The sequence below is a fragment of the Thermoleophilum album genome, from assembly GCF_028867705.1.
Lineage (GTDB): Bacteria > Actinomycetota > Thermoleophilia > Solirubrobacterales > Thermoleophilaceae > Thermoleophilum.
This window is the reverse complement of record NZ_CP066171.1, coordinates 848,474-864,493: the sequence shown is the minus strand read 5'-3', so window position 1 is coordinate 864,493 and position 16,020 is coordinate 848,474. Positions and strand designations below refer to the sequence as shown.

Annotated in this window: 13 protein-coding genes; 1 reads left to right on the top strand and 12 read right to left on the bottom strand. The window is 71.5% G+C overall.

The window, feature by feature from the left end; translation table 11 throughout:
- Window positions 1–2 precede the first annotated feature (2 nt).
- The 9 genes from coaD to ribD all read right to left on the bottom strand — a co-directional run bounded on the left by coaD (window position 3) and on the right by ribD (window position 9,058).
- Window positions 3–503 (bottom strand): pantetheine-phosphate adenylyltransferase, encoded by a 501-nt coding sequence (gene coaD / locus JDY09_RS03990; protein WP_274717759.1) that lies wholly within the window; start codon window positions 501–503, stop codon window positions 3–5.
- Complete coding sequence (gene rsmD, locus JDY09_RS03985; RefSeq protein ID WP_274717757.1) at window positions 503–1,096, bottom strand: 16S rRNA (guanine(966)-N(2))-methyltransferase RsmD; 594 nt, start codon at window positions 1,094–1,096, stop codon at window positions 503–505. Before rsmD ends, coaD begins: the two co-directional genes overlap by 1 nt.
- 14 nt (window positions 1,097–1,110) lie before the next feature.
- Window positions 1,111–3,327, bottom strand: a complete 2,217-nt coding sequence (gene recG, locus JDY09_RS03980; RefSeq protein ID WP_274717755.1) for an ATP-dependent DNA helicase RecG — start codon at window positions 3,325–3,327, stop codon at window positions 1,111–1,113.
- A gap of 141 nt (window positions 3,328–3,468) precedes the next feature.
- Complete coding sequence (locus JDY09_RS03975; RefSeq protein ID WP_274717753.1) at window positions 3,469–5,097, bottom strand: DAK2 domain-containing protein; 1,629 nt, start codon at window positions 5,095–5,097, stop codon at window positions 3,469–3,471.
- Between the two features lie 34 nt (window positions 5,098–5,131).
- Window positions 5,132–5,323, bottom strand: coding sequence for a 50S ribosomal protein L28 (gene rpmB, locus JDY09_RS03970; protein ID WP_342455269.1), 192 nt, complete (start codon window positions 5,321–5,323; stop codon window positions 5,132–5,134).
- A 10-nt stretch (window positions 5,324–5,333) separates the two neighbouring features.
- On the bottom strand, window positions 5,334–5,792 hold the full coding sequence (ribH, locus tag JDY09_RS03965; RefSeq protein ID WP_274717752.1) for a 6,7-dimethyl-8-ribityllumazine synthase: 459 nt from the start codon (window positions 5,790–5,792) through the stop codon (window positions 5,334–5,336).
- On the bottom strand, window positions 5,785–7,161 hold the full coding sequence (locus JDY09_RS03960; protein WP_274717751.1) for a bifunctional 3,4-dihydroxy-2-butanone-4-phosphate synthase/GTP cyclohydrolase II: 1,377 nt from the start codon (window positions 7,159–7,161) through the stop codon (window positions 5,785–5,787). The genes ribH and JDY09_RS03960 overlap by 8 nt, the downstream gene beginning before the upstream one ends.
- A 34-nt stretch (window positions 7,162–7,195) precedes the next feature.
- Window positions 7,196–7,825, bottom strand: coding sequence for a riboflavin synthase (locus tag JDY09_RS03955; RefSeq protein ID WP_274717750.1), 630 nt, complete (start codon window positions 7,823–7,825; stop codon window positions 7,196–7,198).
- Window positions 7,826–7,897: 72 nt separating this feature from the next.
- Window positions 7,898–9,058: a bifunctional diaminohydroxyphosphoribosylaminopyrimidine deaminase/5-amino-6-(5-phosphoribosylamino)uracil reductase RibD gene (gene ribD / locus JDY09_RS03950; RefSeq protein ID WP_274717748.1), complete on the bottom strand. Its 1,161-nt coding sequence runs from the start codon at window positions 9,056–9,058 to the stop codon at window positions 7,898–7,900.
- Window positions 9,059–9,206: 148 nt separating this feature from the next.
- Between ribD and JDY09_RS03945 the strand changes: the two genes are divergently transcribed.
- Complete coding sequence (locus tag JDY09_RS03945; RefSeq protein WP_274717747.1) at window positions 9,207–11,144, top strand: ArnT family glycosyltransferase; 1,938 nt, start codon at window positions 9,207–9,209, stop codon at window positions 11,142–11,144.
- A 30-nt stretch (window positions 11,145–11,174) separates the two neighbouring features.
- Here JDY09_RS03945 and JDY09_RS03940 read toward each other — a convergent pair whose 3' ends face one another.
- From JDY09_RS03940 to JDY09_RS03930, 3 genes are read right to left on the bottom strand one after another with little or no spacing between them, the layout of a single operon-like run.
- Window positions 11,175–12,773 carry an NAD(P)/FAD-dependent oxidoreductase gene (locus JDY09_RS03940; RefSeq protein ID WP_274717746.1) on the bottom strand — a complete coding sequence of 533 codons (1,599 nt, stop codon included), beginning with the start codon at window positions 12,771–12,773 and terminating at the stop codon, window positions 11,175–11,177.
- A 5-nt stretch (window positions 12,774–12,778) separates the two neighbouring features.
- Window positions 12,779–14,359 (bottom strand): glycosyltransferase family 39 protein, encoded by a 1,581-nt coding sequence (locus JDY09_RS03935; RefSeq protein WP_274717745.1) that lies wholly within the window; start codon window positions 14,357–14,359, stop codon window positions 12,779–12,781.
- The gene (locus tag JDY09_RS03930) at window positions 14,350–16,017 is read right to left on the bottom strand and encodes a hypothetical protein (protein WP_274717743.1); all 1,668 of its coding nucleotides are present in this window, start codon (window positions 16,015–16,017) and stop codon (window positions 14,350–14,352) included. The genes JDY09_RS03935 and JDY09_RS03930 overlap by 10 nt, the downstream gene beginning before the upstream one ends.
- Between the last annotated feature and the right edge of the window lie 3 nt (window positions 16,018–16,020).

The following is a 16,020-nucleotide window of genomic DNA, read 5'->3' as shown; positions in this document are numbered from 1 at the left end:
CGCTAGCGGCGCAGCTCCTCCTGCAAGCGCTGCGCCACGCGTTCGGGAACGAGGCCGGCGAGATCGCCGCCGAACATCGCCAGCTCCTTGACCCCGCTCGAGCTCAAGAAGCTGTACTGGGGCGCCGCCATCAGGTAGATCGACTCGATGTCCGGCGCCATCTTGCGGTTGAGCTGGTTCATTTCGAACTCGTACTCGAAGTCCGAGATCGCCCGCAACCCCTTGACGATCGCGGTGGCGCCGTGCCGGCGGGCGAAGTCCACGAGCAACGTATCAAACGACTCGACCTCGACGTTGCCGATATCGGCGACCTCGGCGCGGATGAAGTCGACGCGCTCCTCGGCGCTGAAGACGGTCTTCTGTTTGCGAACCGGCTGACGCACGACGGCGACCACGACCCGTTCGAAGACGCGCGCGGCGCGCCGGATGATGTCGAGATGGCCAAGCGTGACGGGATCGTAGGAGCCAGGGCAGATCGCAGTCGCTGGGTTGCGCGGCGGCATCAGGCGTCCTCCTCGCTCGCGTCGCCGTCCGCGCGGACGGTTCCGGACGTGCCGCTGTAGAGCGCGAGCCGCGTCTCGCCGTAGCGGCGCTCGCGCAACAGCGTGAACGGCAGCAAGAGCGGTGCCTTGGTGTGCGATTCGGTGACGATCACTGCGTTCTCGCTGAGCAGCGGCGGCAGCCGCTGCGCAAGCAGTGGTGCGATACGGACGGCGGAATCATATGGCGGGTCGACGAACACGATGTCGAACGGTGCGTCGCGTGCGGCCCGCGACGAACCCAGGTAGCGGACGGCGTCGCCCCGAAAGAGGCGTGCGCGGGCCCCAAGCCCGAGCTCGCGCACGTTGTCGGCGATCGCCGCGGCGGCGCGCGCGTCGCGCTCGACGAGCACCGCACGGGCCGCGCCGCGCGACAGCGCCTCGATCGCGAGCGCGCCGCTGCCGGCGAAAAGATCGAGCACGCGCGCTCCTTCGATCGGTCCGAGGATCGAGAACAGCGCCTCGCGCACACGCTCCTGTGTAGGTCGCGCCGCGCCGGCAGGCATGCGTAAGCGGCGCCCGCCGAACTCTCCCGCGATCACTCGCAGCTGCGCCATAACGCAGGGCGGCGCTAGGCGGGGATCGGTCGGTCGAGCGTCCCGAAGCGCTCGGCGGTCGCTGTCGCCAGCAGCACGTGTTCGGGCGCGGCGAGGTCCGGGTCGCGAGCGAGCATGTCGGCGGCGATCGCCCGCGCACGCTCGAGCAGGTGGCTGTCGCCCGGCAGGCGCGCGAAACGCAGCTCGGGCAGCCCGTGTTGGCGGGTGCCAAGCACATCGCCGGCGCCGCGCAGCACGAGATCGATCTCGGCGAGCCGGAAGCCGTCGGCGTGCTCGGCGAGCGCGCGCAGACGCGGGCGCTGCGGATCGCCGAGCAGGATGCAGACCCCTGGTGCCGCGCCGCGGCCGACCCGGCCGCGCAGCTGGTGCAGCTGCGCGATCCCCCAGCGCTCGGCCGCCTCTACCACCATCACCGTGGCGTTCGGGACGTCGATGCCGACCTCGATCACGCTCGTCGCCACCAGCACGTCGAGTTCGCCGCGAGCGAACGCGCCCATCGTGCGTTGGCGCTCGGCGGCGGGAAGTTGGCCGTGCACCAGTCCGAGACGCAACCCGCTCAGCTCGCCGCCGGCGAGTCGTTCGAACTCGGCGGTCGCTGCGCGCACCGCGAGCGCCTCGGACTCCTCGACCAGGGGACAGACGATGAACGCTTGGTGGCCACGCGCCACCTCGGCGCGGACGCGGGCGAGCGCCTCGCGTCTCCCGCGCTCGCCAGCCAGCACGAGCGTCTCGACCGGCTGGCGGCCCCTCGGCAGCTCGCGCAGCACGGTGACATCGAGATCGCCGTAGGCGGTGAGCGCCAAAGTGCGCGGGATCGGTGTCGCGGTCATGTGCAGGACGTGCGGCACACGGCCATCGGGACCTTTGGTTTCCAGGGTGGCACGCTGGCGCACACCGAAGCGGTGCTGCTCGTCGATCACCGCGAGCCCGAGCCGGCGAAACGTCACCGTCGGCTCGATCAGTGCGTGCGTGCCGACGACGAGCAGGAGTTCGCCGGTGGCAAGCTGGCGCAGCACACGCTCGCGCGCGCGTCGGCCGATGCTGGCGGTGAGCAGCGACAGCGGCAAGTGACCGCCGAGCAGCCGGTCGAGGGTTCGGTGGTGTTGTTCGGCGAGCGTCTCTGTTGGCGCCATCAGCACAGCCTGGTAGCCCGCGGCCGCGGTGTGCAGCAGGGCGGCCGCCGCGACGAGCGTTTTGCCGGAACCGACCTCGCCCATCAGCAAGCGGTTCATCGGCACTTCGCTGGCGAGTTCGGCACGGACCGTCGCGATCGCGCGCTGCTGGTCGCCGGTGGGAGCGAACGGGAGCGAGCGCAGCCAGTTCTCGACGGCGTCGGTCGGCGGCTGCAGGCGCGGCGCCCGCGCGCGCTCGCGGCGCGCCCGCCGGCGTCGCCCGAGCGCTAGCTGCAGCAACAAAAGCTCCTCGAAAGCGAGCCGGGCGCGGGCGCGCTCGGCCTCGTCAGGGGAGCGCGGGAAGTGCACCGACACCAGCGCCGCCGCGCGATCGGGCAGCCGCTCGCGCGCACGCAGCCGCGGCGGCAGCGGATCGGGCTCGGCGAGCGCCGCCGGGCATGCCCGCTCGACGAGCTTGCGCAGCCGGCGGGCGCTGACGCCGCTGCCGGCCGGGTGCACGGGTACGAGCGCGTCGTCGCGCCCGTCCGCCGGGGCGGACGTCGCCGGCGAGGCGGGTGTCGCCGCCGACGTCTCCTGCACCCCCACCGGCCACACCCCTCCCCCGCTCTCTTCGAGCCACTCGTGCTCCCGCACCCAGAAGTGCCCGCGGCGGCGCATCACGCCCTCGAGCCGCAGCACCTGTCCAGGGCGCAGCCGCTCGCGCAACCAGAGCTGGTTGAACCACACAGCGACGAGGGCGCCGCTGCCGTCGCTTAGCCGCGCCTCGATGCGGCGCGGGCTTCGTCGCCTCTGCGCTTCGGCCCCCCACCGGGAAGCGGGGGGACGGCCGTCGCGAACCTCGACGGACTCGACCACCCCCACCACGACCGCTCGCTCCCCGACCGCGAGCGAGGCGATCGCGCGCACTTCTCCGGGCGCGCGGTGCGCGTGGGGCAGGTGTTCGAGCAGGTCGCGGACCGTCTCGATCCCGAGCGCTGCGAGCGCTTCTCGCCGCAAACCGGGTGCACGAACCGCGCGCGCGAGCACCGAGGGCCACGGCCCCGAGCGCAGCTGCGCGGGCGCCGGAAGGGATTCGAAGTGCGGTCGCTGGCCGAGCACAGCGCTAATGGTGGACGCGCGGGTAGACGTCGCGGCAGCGGCGCCGGCAGCGGAGCGCACCGACCGCGGCGGGGAAGGTGGCGGCGCCGGTGCAGCGAAACCGCGTGTCAACGCGAGCGCTCAGTCAGCGCCAGCGCTCAGCTATTCGGCTGCGAGCAGCCACCACCAGTCGCGCTGGCCGCCGGGCAGAACCTCGACCTCGAGGTGTTTCGGCAGGCACTCGCGCAGCTCGTCTTCGCCGAGCGGCGCGTCGCGGCCGACTAGCACGGTCAGGAGCTCTGCGCCTGCGGCCAGCTGGTCGGCCAGCGCGGCGAGCGCCTCGCGCGGGCGGCCGCGCGCCACCTCGTCGTCGCCGACGACAGCTACCGCTTCCTCGCTGCTCGCGGCGCTGTCGCCCACCGCTACGGGCCGCACGCCGCCGTGCGCGACAGCCTCGGCGCGCGCGCGGATGCGAGCCGCGTTGTCGTCGGCGGGACGGGCGTCGTCGAACTCGACGAGCGCGGCGAGGAGCTGCTGGGGCGCGAGAGCGTCGAGCGCGACGACCGGGCGCTCGGCGAGCTCGGCTGCGTCGCGCGCTGCACCTGCCGCCGCTTCATCGGTGGGAACGATCACGACCGTTTCTGCGCCGGTGGCGTTGATCGCAGCCAAAAGCTCGCGGGCGCGGACAGGACCGTCGCCACCGACGACGACAGCACCGAGCTCCTCGAGCAGGCGTTCGAGACCGCTACCCGATGCCACCGCCACGACACCGCAGCGCGGCCGTTGGCGCACCGCGCCCTCGACGCGCACCCTCCGCTCCTCGACCTGCTGCCACATGTCCGCTACGTCGAGCCGCGAAACCTCGCCCTCCTTGCCGCAGAGAGCGACCGCTGCCTCGGGGTCGTTGGTGTGCAGGTGGACGCGCACCGTGCGCGCGTCGCCGACGACGAGAACGCTGTCGCCGAGCTGCTCGAGTCGCAGACGCAGCTGGTTGGGGTTCAAATCCCGGCCGCTGACCGCGAAGTTGGTGCAGTAGCGGTAGCGGGTGGAGGTGTGCGCCGGCGAGTGGATCGCCGGCCGCGACGAGGGGGCATGGTGCTCGAGCTCGACGGGCACGCCGCGCAGCACCGCGACAGCACCAGCCAGCAGCGCGCACAGACCGTAGGCGCCGGCGTCGACGACGCCCGCTTCGCGCAGCACCGCGAGCTGCGAGGGGCTGTCGGCGACGGCTCGCCGCGCGGCATCGAGCGCGGTCTCGAGAACGTCAGCAAGCAGGCGATCCTGTTCGGCCGCCGCGACCCCGCGATCGAGACGCGACGCGGGCATGCGTGCGACCTCGTGCGCGACAGCTGTCGCCATCGCCCGCACGACGGTGAGCATCGTCCCTTCCGCCGGCTCGCGCACCGATGAGTAGGCGGCGTCGGCTGCGCGCGCCAGCGCAGCGGAGATCAGTGCCGGGTCGATCGGTTGGCCGCGGCGTGAAGCGAGCTCCTCGGCGGCTCCGCGCACGATCTGCGAGAGGATCACGCCGCTGTTGCCGCGCGCACCGAGCAGCGCGGCGCGCGCCACCGCGGCCACCACCTCCTCGCGACCGACCTGGTCGAGATCGGCATCAGCGAGGCGGTCCAGCTCGGCGAGCACGGCGCGCAGCGTCAAGCTCATGTTGTCGCCCGTGTCGCCGTCGGGGACCGGGAAGACGTTTAGATCGTTGACCTCGGCGCGACGGCGCTCGAGCTCGGCGAGCGCGCCCGCCACGACCCTGCGAAAGCGAACGAGGATCGGCTCGGACACCGGAGCGCTGCGGCGAGCGACGCCGCCGGTCGCGTCAGGCCGCTTTCAGAACCTTGCCCGCCTTGATGCAGCGCGTACAGACGTACTCGCGCCGCGGACTGCCGTTGACGACGATCCTGATCTTTTGCAAGTTGGGGTTGAAGCGGCGCTTGGTAGCGACCATCGAGTGGCTGCGGTTATGCCCGAAGCCCGGTCGCTTGCCGCAGACGAAGCACACCCTGGACACGCGCGACAGGCTAGCGCACGGCGCCCGCCGGCGCGAGCCGCGCGCGCAGGTCGAGCATCGCGACGACGGCGCGGGCAGCGTCCTCGCCGACGTGCCGACGCCCTTCGCCCGCGCGCGCCAGCGCCTGCTCACGGTTCGCGCACGTGATCACGCCGAAACCGCAGGGCACACCCGTCGCCCGCTGCACGGCGCCGATACCGCGCGCCGCCTCCTGGCAGACGAAGTCGTAGTGGTCGGTCTCGCCGCGGATCACCACCCCCAGGCAGACAACGGCGACGAAGCGTCCGCTCTCGGCGCACCACTGCGCGGCGAGCGGGAGCTCGAACGCGCCCGGCACGTCGAAGGTGGCGTGCTCGTAGCCGGCGTCCGCAAGCACCCGCTGGGCGCCCGCGACCAGCCGGTCGGCAAGATCGGGGTAAAAGCGCGCCGCGCAGATCGCGACGACTCCGCGGCCGCTGCTGTCAGCCACCCTCGGCTCCGCTCGTCACGTGGCCGGGGCCGCTCGTTTTGCGACGCGCGGGCGCTGGCCCCTCGCCGTAGAGATCGGTCTCCACTGCCGCGCGGCCGAGGCGCCGGTCCTGCAAGCGCTCGGCGTGGATCATCTCTTCGTCAAGCGCGAGACCTTGGTGGTGCAACAGGTGCCCGAGCTTCTCGCGCTTCGCGCGCAAGTACTCGCGGTTGTGCTCGTTCGGCGGGTGCTGGATCGGGATCTGGTCGGCAACGCGCAGGCCGTAACCCTCGAGCCCGATGATCTTCTTGGGGTTGTTCGTGAGCAGGCGGATCGAAGTCAGCCCGAGATCGACGAGGATCTGTGCCCCGATGCCGTAGTCGCGCAGGTCGGCGGGCAGCCCGAGCTCGAGGTTGGCGTCGACGGTGTCGAGCCCCTCCTCCTGCAGCTTGTACGCCTTGAGCTTGTTGAGCAGCCCGATGCCGCGCCCTTCCTGCGATAGGTAGAGCAGCACACCCAGCCCCTCGCGCTCGATCATCGCCAGCGCCGACTCGAGCTGCTCGCCGCAATCGCAGCGCAGCGAGTGGAAGACGTCGCCGGTCAAACACTCGGAGTGCACGCGCACGAGCACGTTCTCGCGGCCGGCGACGTCGCCCTTGACGAGCGCGACGTGGTGCTTGCCGTCGACCAGCGAGCGGTAGCCGATCACCGTGAAGTCGCCGTAGCGGGTGGGCAGGCTGGCCTCGGCGACGCGCTCGACCAGCTTCTCGGTCCGCCGCCTGTAAGCGATCAGGTCGGCGATCGTGATCATCTTGAGGCCGTGGCGCTGGCAGAACCGCTCGAGGTCGGGCACCCGCGCCATCGTGCCGTCGTCGTTCATGATCTCGCAGATCACGCCGGCCGGAGTGAGGCCGGCGAGGCGGGCCAGGTCGACCGCCGCCTCGGTTTGGCCTGCACGTTCGAGCACGCCACCGGGCTTGGCCTTCAGCGGGAAGACGTGGCCCGGCTGGACGAGGTCGCTCGGTTTCGTGCGCGGGTCGATCGCGACCTGGATCGTGCGCGCGCGATCGTGCGCCGATATGCCGGTGGTCACCCCTTCACGCGCCTCGATCGAGACCGTGAACGCCGTCTCGAACGGCGACTCGTTCTTGGCTGTCATCAACTCGAGGCCGAGCTCTTCGCAGCGCTCGGGCGTGAGGGCGAGGCAGATCAGCCCGCGACCGTACTTAGCCATGAAGTTGATCGCCTCGGGCGTCACGAACTGCGCCGCTAGCGTCAGGTCGCCCTCGTTCTCGCGGTCTTCGGCGTCGCAGACGACGACCATGCGTCCGGCGCGGATCTCCTCGATCGCTTCCTCGATCGTGCTGAACGGTGACTTTCGCTCGCCCATCTTGCGCTCCTTGCCGCGGTCGCGCGGCTCTCGCCTAGCGGCCCGCTTCGCCAGCTCCGGCCGCAGGCAAATTGTGCACGTATTCGCGCACGAGGCGCTCGACGTGCTTGGCGAGCACGTCGACCTCGATGTTTACGCGCGACCCAGCGGCGAGCTCGCCGAGCGTCGTGCGCTCCTGCGTCTCGGGGATCAACGCCACCGAGAAGGTACTCTCGGCGACCGCCGCGACGGTGAGCGAGACCCCGGCGAGCGCGACCGACCCCTTCTCGACTATGTAGCGCAGCAGTCGGGCGGGTGGGCGCACCTCGACGCGCCGGGCGAACCCCTCGGCTGCTAACCCGACGACCTCGGCGACACCGTCGACGTGGCCCTGCACGATGTGGCCCCCCAGGCGGTCGCCCACCGCCAGCGCGGGCTCGAGGTTGACGCGAGCGCCGGCGGCGAGCTCGCCAAGCGTCGAGCGGCGCAGCGTCTCGGCCATCGCCTGGGCACGGAAACGGGAGGGAGCGGTGTCGACGGCGGTGAGGCAGACACCGTCCACCGCGATCGAGTCGCCCGGCCCGAGCTCGCGCGCGAGCTCTGCGGCGACGACGATCTCGGCCCCCTCGCCGCTTCGCTCCACGGCCTCTACCCGACCGACCTCGCGCACCAGTCCCGTGAACACGCTCTCGCTACCTCGCCGTCCGTTTTCCGGTTCTGCCGCCGCCCGCGCGCTGGGCGCTTCCAGCGCCCGTGTCTACCACTCTCGCAAGCGGGCGTGGACGAGCACATCGTCGTCGATGCGCTCGACGCACTCGACCTGGGCGCGCAGCGCGTCGGCGATCGCCTCGGGCCCGCTGCCGGCGAGGGGGCGCGGAGCGTCACGGTCGGCGACGAGGATCGGCGCCACGAAGACCCGCAGCTCGTCGACTTCGCCGGCGGCCAGGAACGCTGCGGCGAGGCGCGGCCCGCCCTCCAACAGCAGCGACTGCACACCGCGCTGCCCGAGCTCGTCGAGGGCGTTCGCAACACGCGCCTCCGCGGTCGGTCCCCCGACAACGACCACCTCGACGCCGGCCGCCTCGAGCCGCTCGAGCGCCGGCCGCGGTGCTGCCCGCGAAGCGAACACCAGCACCGGCGCTTCGGCGACGGTGCGCGCAAGTTTGCCCGCCGGCGGCAGTCGCGCCTCGGAATCGAAAACGACTCGCAGGGGCTGGCGCTCGACGTCCGGCAGGCGCGCGGTGAGCAGCGGATCGTCGGCCAGCGCGGTGCCGATCCCTACCGCCACGGCGTCGGCGGCGGCGCGCCAGCGGTGGACCAGCTCGCGGCTGCGCTCGCTCGAGATCCAGCGCGAGTCGCCGCTGCGCGTGGCGACGGCGCCGTCGAGGGTCATCGCGTACTTGAGGACGACGTGCGGCCGGCCGCTGCGTGCGTGCTTGCGGAACGGCTGGTTGAGGAGGCGAGCCTCGCGTGCGAGCTCGCCCCCGGCGACCACGACTTCGATGCCCTCGTCGCGCAGCACCGCCAACCCTCGCCCCGACGCCTTGTCGCTGGGATCGTCGGAGGCGACCACCACACGCCTGATGCCGGCCGCGACGATCGCGTCGGTGCACGGCGGCGTGCGACCGTGGTGGCAGCACGGTTCGAGCGACACGTATAGCGTCGCGCCACGTGGATCGGCTGTGCAGGCGGCCAGCGCCTCCCGCTCGGCGTGCGGCTCCCCCGCGCGCCGGTGCCAGCCCTCGCCGAGAACGCGGTCGCCGCGCGCGACCACCGCGCCGACAGCGGGATTGGGACTGGTCTTGCCGACACCGTTGCGCGCCAGCGCGATCGCGCGGCGCAGGAAGCGCTCGTCACGCTCGCCGAGGCCGCTTTCCGCGGTGCCCACACCGTTGCGGTCGTCTGGGGCGCAGCGCACTGTTTCTTGATGGTGGCAGAGCGGGGTCCGCGGTGCGAGCCGCCGCGCTCACCCGGCCAGCTCGCGCCGGCGAGCGCGCCAGGAGGGGCGCCCCGTGGGCACGGTGCTCCGCCGTGGTAGCGGCAGCCACTAACTAGCCTGCCCCGCCGTGGCAGCCGAGTCGCAAGGACAATGGGCGGGAGTGCGCTCGGCGCGCACGCCCGAGCGCTCGCGGGGGCTGACGCCCCTGCGCCGGTCGCTGCAACTGCTGCCGCTCGCGGTACTGCTCGCCCTCGGCCTCGCCTTGCGGCTTGCGCACGCCCGGTACGGCTTGCCGTTCGTCTGGAACCTCGACGAACGCACGCACTTCGTGAACCGGACCGTGCAGATGTTCAACGGCGACTTCGACCCCGGCTACTACCAGAACCCCGCTGCCTTCATCTACCTCGCCTACCTGTGGCTGCGCTTCCTCTACGGCGGGCTGGGCTTCTGGTTCCCACTCGAGTGGGGCACCGTTCCCCGCCAATTCAGTCGCGACCCGACCGAGATCTGGCTCGCGGCCCGCGCTCTGGCAGCGCTGCTCTCGCTGGCGGGGGTGGCCGCGCTCTACTTCGTGGCGCGGCGCACCTTTGGTCGCGCTGTCGCCCTCGTGGCGGCGGCCCTGCTCTGTTTCGCGTTCCTGCCGGTCGCCTACGGGCGGATCGCCGTCACCGACAGCGGCGCGCTCGCCGGCTCTGCGTTGGCGGTCGGGGGCGCCGCCGCGTGGCTCGCCCACGGGCGGGCGCGCTGGCTCGTCACGGCCGGAGCCGCGGTCGGGATCGCCTGCGCGTTCAAGTACACCGCTGGGCTGCTCGCCGTGCCGGTGCTTGCGGCCGCGCTGCTGCGCCGTGATGCGGTACGCCGCGGCTTGGCAGCGGCCGCCGCCGGCCTCGCTCTCGGCGCGCTCCTTTTCGCCGCCGCCAACCCGTACCTGTTCGTGAACTTCGTGACAGCCTGGCGGGACCTGCGCGAGCAGGCAGCCGTCGCTGGCCTGGCGCGCAAGGCGGGACAGACGCAGCAACCACCGATCTACTACCTCGACAGCCTGCGCTGGGGGTTCGGCCTCGTCGCCAGCGGCTTCGCCGTCGTCGGCGCGATCGCTCTGTGGCGACGGGATCGCCGGCTGGCACTTGTCGTAGCGGTTTTTCCGCTCCTCCTCTTCCTCTGGCTGTCGGTGCAGTCGCGTGCCTTCGCGCGCTGGCTGCTACCGGCCTACCCGCAGCTTGCGCTGCTGGCCGGGGTCGGGATCGTCCACAGCGCAGGCGTCCTCGCGGCGCGCGTGCGCGCGCTACGTCGCCGTGGCGACGCGCCGATGGCGGTAACCGGCAGCCGCGCCGCGGCAGGGGCGAGCTCGGCGCCACAGCTCGCGACGGTCGCGCTTGCCGCGATCGCTCTGCTGCAGCCTCTCACCGCCGACCTCCATCAGCTGCGCGTCGCCGCGGCCGCCGACACGCGCGAGCTTCTGCGCGAGTGGCTCGTGCGCAGCGGCAACGTCGAGCTGCGGGCGGTCGTCGAGCCGGCGGTGCCGGAGCGTTGGTATGTCGTCGATCCCACCGGCGTGCTTCCCCGGTGGGTGGGGCGCTGCGCCGACGAGGGCGGCTTCGGACACCCGGGCTGGCGCGTGCAGCTTCCCGGCTACGAGCGCTGTGCGCGCGGGAAACCGGCGATCCTCGCTCGCCCCGACGGGGCACTTGCGGCGACCAACTACTACCGCGCGCTATATCCGCGGCTGATCGACCAGTACCGCTTCTACGGCTACTGCACGGTGATAACGATGAGCCTCGTGCGCGACCGCGCCGAGCGCGCGTCGGCGGCAGCGCGCGCCTACTACCGCCGCCTCGACAGCGAGTCGACCGTCATCCGCCGCTTCAGTCCTTACCGGCGCGGCGCCCGGCCCGTACCCTTCCACTTCGACCACTCCTACCTCTACTACCCGCGTGCCTACGCGCGGCCAGGTCCGCTGATCGAAGTGCGCAGGTTGCGACGCTGCGAGCAGCGCCGCGGCTTGCCGATCGTGCGTCTGCCGATCGCTCCCGACGACCGCCCCGCTCCGGGCAACGAGGTCTAGCCCGGCCGGGCGGGGCCGCCTCCGCGGTGGCTAGGAGGCGAGCGGCTCCTTCATCGCCTCGGTCTCGGGAGCGCGGATGTAGGGCTGCTCCTCGTCCTGGGTCTGTTCTTCGTGGTAGACGGACTCGGCGTTGACAGCCCAGATGTCGTGGTCGGTGCCGTGCACCAGGTTCTCGACCGCACGCATGGCTGTCAGCATCGAGTGGTCGGAGTTGTTGTAGCGGTGCAGACCGTTGCGCCCGACCTGCACGAGGTTTTCGATCCCCTCGAGCCAAGCGCGGATCGTCGCCACCCGGTCGGCGTAGTCCTGGTCGTACATCGGGTAGGCCTTCGGCACGCGCACGACGAACCCGAACTGGAGCTTGTCGCGAGTCGCCAGGCCGAGCTGTTCGAGCTCGCTCATCGCCAGGTCGACGAGATCGTCGTCGTCCATCGACCACAGCTCGTCACCTGCGAAACAGAAGTACTCGAGCCCGACGCACGCCTTGGTGGGGTCGGGCACCATCCACGGGCTCCACGAGCGGTAGTTCTGGATGCGGCCGACCTTGACGTGCGGGTCGTGGATGTAGATCCAGTTGTCGGGGAAGAGGTCCTCGCCGTCGAGAACGAGCGCAACGGTGAGGAAGTCGCGGTAGCGCAGCCCCTTGGCGGCGGCGCGCACCTCGCCCGGCGCCGGCGGGTCGACGATGCCGACGACGTTGCGCAGCGGCAGCGACGAGATCACCTGCGAGGGCTCGAACACCTCGCCGCCGGCGTGCACGCGTACGACACGGTTTCCGTCGAGCTCGAGCTTGGTGACCTTGTGGTTGAGCAGAACCTTCCCGCCGAGCTTTTCGATGTCGTCGGTCATCGTCTCCCACATCTGGCCGGGGCCGTAGCGCGGGTAGTGGAACTCGGAGATCAGCGACTTGACCTTGTTGCCCTTGTTGCCAAAGAACGCCGACTTCGCCGCGCTGAAGAAGGAGAGCCCCTTGATGCGCTGTGCGGCCCACTCGGAGCGGATCTCCGACGTCGACACTCCCCACACCTTCTCGGTGTAGGACTTGAAGAACTGGTTGAACAGCCAGCGCCCGAAGCGGTTGGAGACCCACTGTTCGAAGGTCTCCTCCTTGCCCTTCGGTTTGATCGTCGCCCAGAGGTACGAGAGCAGCGCCTTGGTGAGGTCGACGGGGCCGAGCTTGCGGATGACGTCGGGGCCGCGCAGCGGATAGTCGAGGAACTTCGTGCGGCCGCGACCGTCGCGCCAGTAGATGCGCGACATGCGGGGCCGCAGCAGGAACTCCTCGCGCATGATCTCGTGCCAGAGCTCGTCGACCTCGCGCACCTTGGTGAAGAAGCGGTGGCCGCCGAGGTCGAAGCGGTAACCGTCGCGCACGACGGTCTTGGCGATGCCACCGACCTGGTCCTCCGCTTCGAGCACAACGACAGGAAGGCTCTGCTTGGCGAGCAGGTAGCCGGCGGTCAAGCCCGCGGGCCCCGCACCCAGTACCAGGGTCGGCTTCTCGAGCATCTCGGGGTGCGCGAGGTTGCCGGGCGGGGGTGTCTTGACGAGCTCTTTCTTGGGCTTCGGCGCCGGCACGTGACGGCCGCGCGCGTCGTCGTTGTTGGTGGGCATGTTCTGGTTGGCCATCGCTGTCACGCTCCGGTCTTCTCGTAGAGCACGGCTCGCACCCCGATCCTGGTCGCTCGCCGATAGAACGGCGGCACCGTCCCCAAGCGGCGGAAGCGCCGGTCCGTCGCGAGCGCTGCCCCCCATTGAGCGGCCCTGCGTCGGACGAGCGCCGTCCAGGGCGCATCCCAGTCGTCGCGGCGCGCCGTTATCGGGTGCACCAAAAGCACCCGGGCGCGGCGCGGAAGGCTAGCAAGCAGGGGCTCAAGATTTTTGGCGACAGTCGCCCGCTCGAGCCGTTCCTGCGAGTCGCGCCAATCCATCACGAAGCGGTTCGCTACGGGCCCGAGCGGCGTCGCGTAGCGCAGGCCGCGCTCACCGCGCAAGGTTTCGAGGTGGTAGGCGAGAAGCGGCGCCTGCTCGGGTTGCAGCGAGATCACAAGATCGCCCGGTCGCAGCTGGCTCACAGCCGCCTGCGCCAAGTCGGCGGCGTTGCTCTTGTTCCGCAGGTCGTAGAGGCGCGGCAGCGACCAGATCGCGAGCACGATGCACAGCGCCACGATCCCGAGCTTGCCGGCGCGGGCGAGCCCGGCAGCGAAGATCAGCATCAGCGGACCGAGCGATGCGCCCAAGTAGCGCGTCGTCCACGCCGGCGAGACCTGCGAGACGAGCCACGCCGAAGCGAGCATCGCCACGACGACGAGGGCGGTGGCGAAGAGCGTCCTGCGCTCGGGATCGTCGCGGCCACGCCGGAAGACTTCGGCGATGCCGCTGCCGCCCGCGAGCGCCAGCGCGCAGGTGGCGGTACCCCCGCCGAGCAGATACTTCGAGATCTGCACCGGGGCGCCTAGGCGGGGCGGGTTCAGCCACGGCGCGCCGGTGTGCTGGACCTGGAAGAGCAAAGTCGGAAGCCACGGCAAGTAGAGGACGCCGGCCGCACCGAACGTCATCCCGGCGTCGCGCACGAGCGCGCGTCGCTCGCTGGGAGCGCTTTCGACCAACAGCCACAGGAGCGCCGTCACCAGACCGATCGACACGAACAGCGCCCAGTTGTGGGTGTAGAGCATCGCCGCCAGCAGTACGGCGAACGGCGCGAGGTAGGCCCGGCGACGCAGCACGAAGGCGTTGAGGAAGGCGGCGCTTGTCGCCAGCGACAGCGTCAACATCAGCGAGTACATCCGCACCTCTTGCGCGTAAGTGGTGAGGAACGGGTTGACGGCGCACATGGCAGCGAGGTAGATGCCGGCGCGTCGCCCGAACAAGCTCCAGCCGGCCCACAGCCCGATCGGGATCGAGGCAACAGCGATCAGCACCGACAGCGCTTGCGTCTCGGCCGGCCCGTTGCCGATCAGCCGCACCCAAAGGCCAAGCAGCAGGTAGTAGAGCGGCGGCGAACCGTCCTGGCGGAGCACGGTCGGGATCTCGTCGAGCGGCTGCGAGGCGATGCCGACAGAGAGACCCTCGTCCATCCACAGCGATGCGCCGAGCGCGCGCGTGCGCAAGAACCACGAAACGGCGACCGCAGCGACGACGAACAAGCCGATCGCGACGCGATTGTCGATGCGCGCCGCTGTGCCTCGACTGGTGCGCGGGGCCGCTACTGCCACGCGCGCAGCGTAGTGGTAGTCGCGGTCGCGGTGCGACGAGCGAACGGCAGGCCGCCCGGTGGCGGCGGCGCGGTCGGCTGCCCCGGCCGGCGCGGGCAAGAGCGCGGGCCGGGCGGTTGGCCCTGCGGGGGAACGGTCCAGATGCGCCATAGGCCCACGCGCAGGACCTCGCGGTAGCGCCGGTCGCGGGGTATCCCGACGAGCGGGCCGCCCGGGACGGTGCGGGTGCGGAAGAGCACGCCGGGCGGCGGCGTTCCGGGCCACCCGACGTCGCGGCCGTGCAGGCCGAGCTCGTAGGCCACCATCTGTGTCTGGAACGGTCCCGAGAACACCCCGCCGCAGGCGAGCAGACGCTCCTTGCCTCCCGCGCGGGCGATCAGCCGCTTGAGGTCGGCCCAGAGCTGTGCTTCGTAGCGCAGCCGATCGGTGACGCGGCCGACGTTATCGGCCTTGGCGACCACCACCGGTGCGGCGATCGCGGCGATGACCGCGACCGTCGCAGCCTGCACCACGGCGGCGCGGCGCGACGAGCGGCCAGCACCCACGCGGCCGACCAGGTGCAGAATGCGTCCCACGCCGACACCGGCCAGTACGCACAGCACAGCGGTGGTACCGATCAAGTAACGCTGGTTGCCTGCATAGCCGCGCTCGGCCATCGCCGCGACGAGCCCGAACCACGCCGCGCCGAGCGCAGCTAGCACGAGCAGCGCAGCGTCGCCGGCGACCGCACGCGGCATTTCCGCTACCCGCTGGCCGCGTGCAGCGCCAGCGGCGTGGCGCAGCCGCCGGACCTGGCCCAGGCCGGCGAGAGCGGCGAGCACCGCCACCGCCGCCGCCGCGAACACCGGCTCGGGCGTGCGCTCGCCGGTGCGCCGCGCGAGCTCGAGCGCCGGATGGTCGGCGAAGGCGACGCTGCCCCGGTTAGGGTTCGTGGCCCGTTCCGACGCCCGCAGCGGATCGCCGGATCCCCACCACTCGGGCAAGATCCAGAGCGCGGGCACGAGCAGCGCGAACGCGACGAGCCGCAGCCGCAGTTGTGGCTCGCGCAGCCACAAGTAAAGGCCGTAGAGCCCGAGGAACGGCCACACCTCGGGACGCAACAAGGCCGCTGCGACACCGAGGTAGAGGGCGTGGTCGCGCCGGCCGTCGAGGTGCCGCTCTACCGCGAGCAGCAAGAGACCGGCGAGCAGCGGCTCCGAGTTGCCGAGCGCCGCGTCGCGCGCGAAGTTGTAGCTCGAGGCGAGCGCGCCAGCAGCCACCGCGCCTGCCGCCGCTCCCGCGATCCCGCCACCGACGAGGCGCCGCGCCAGACGCCAAGCCATCAGGCAGGCGAAGATGCCGCCGGCGCGCGCAACCAGGAGCCAGAGGTAGGGGGCCACGTTCGCGCCGAAGACGGCAAAAAGAGTGGTGAAGAACACCGGCAGGGGTTTCCACGACGGCCCACCGGTGGTCACGAGATCGAGATGGAGGATCTCGCGTCCCCATAAGAGCCACGCCCAGGGGTCGTAGGTGGGTGTGGAAGGCAAGAGCAGCGTGAGCGCAGCGAGGACCAGCGAGACCCCGGCGAGGCCCGTGACCAGGAAGCGCCCGGGTGCGAGCCCGGCTGCGCCGGGCGCGGCCGTGGCGGGCGCGTGTGCGCTCTCGGCGACTAGCGGCACGGC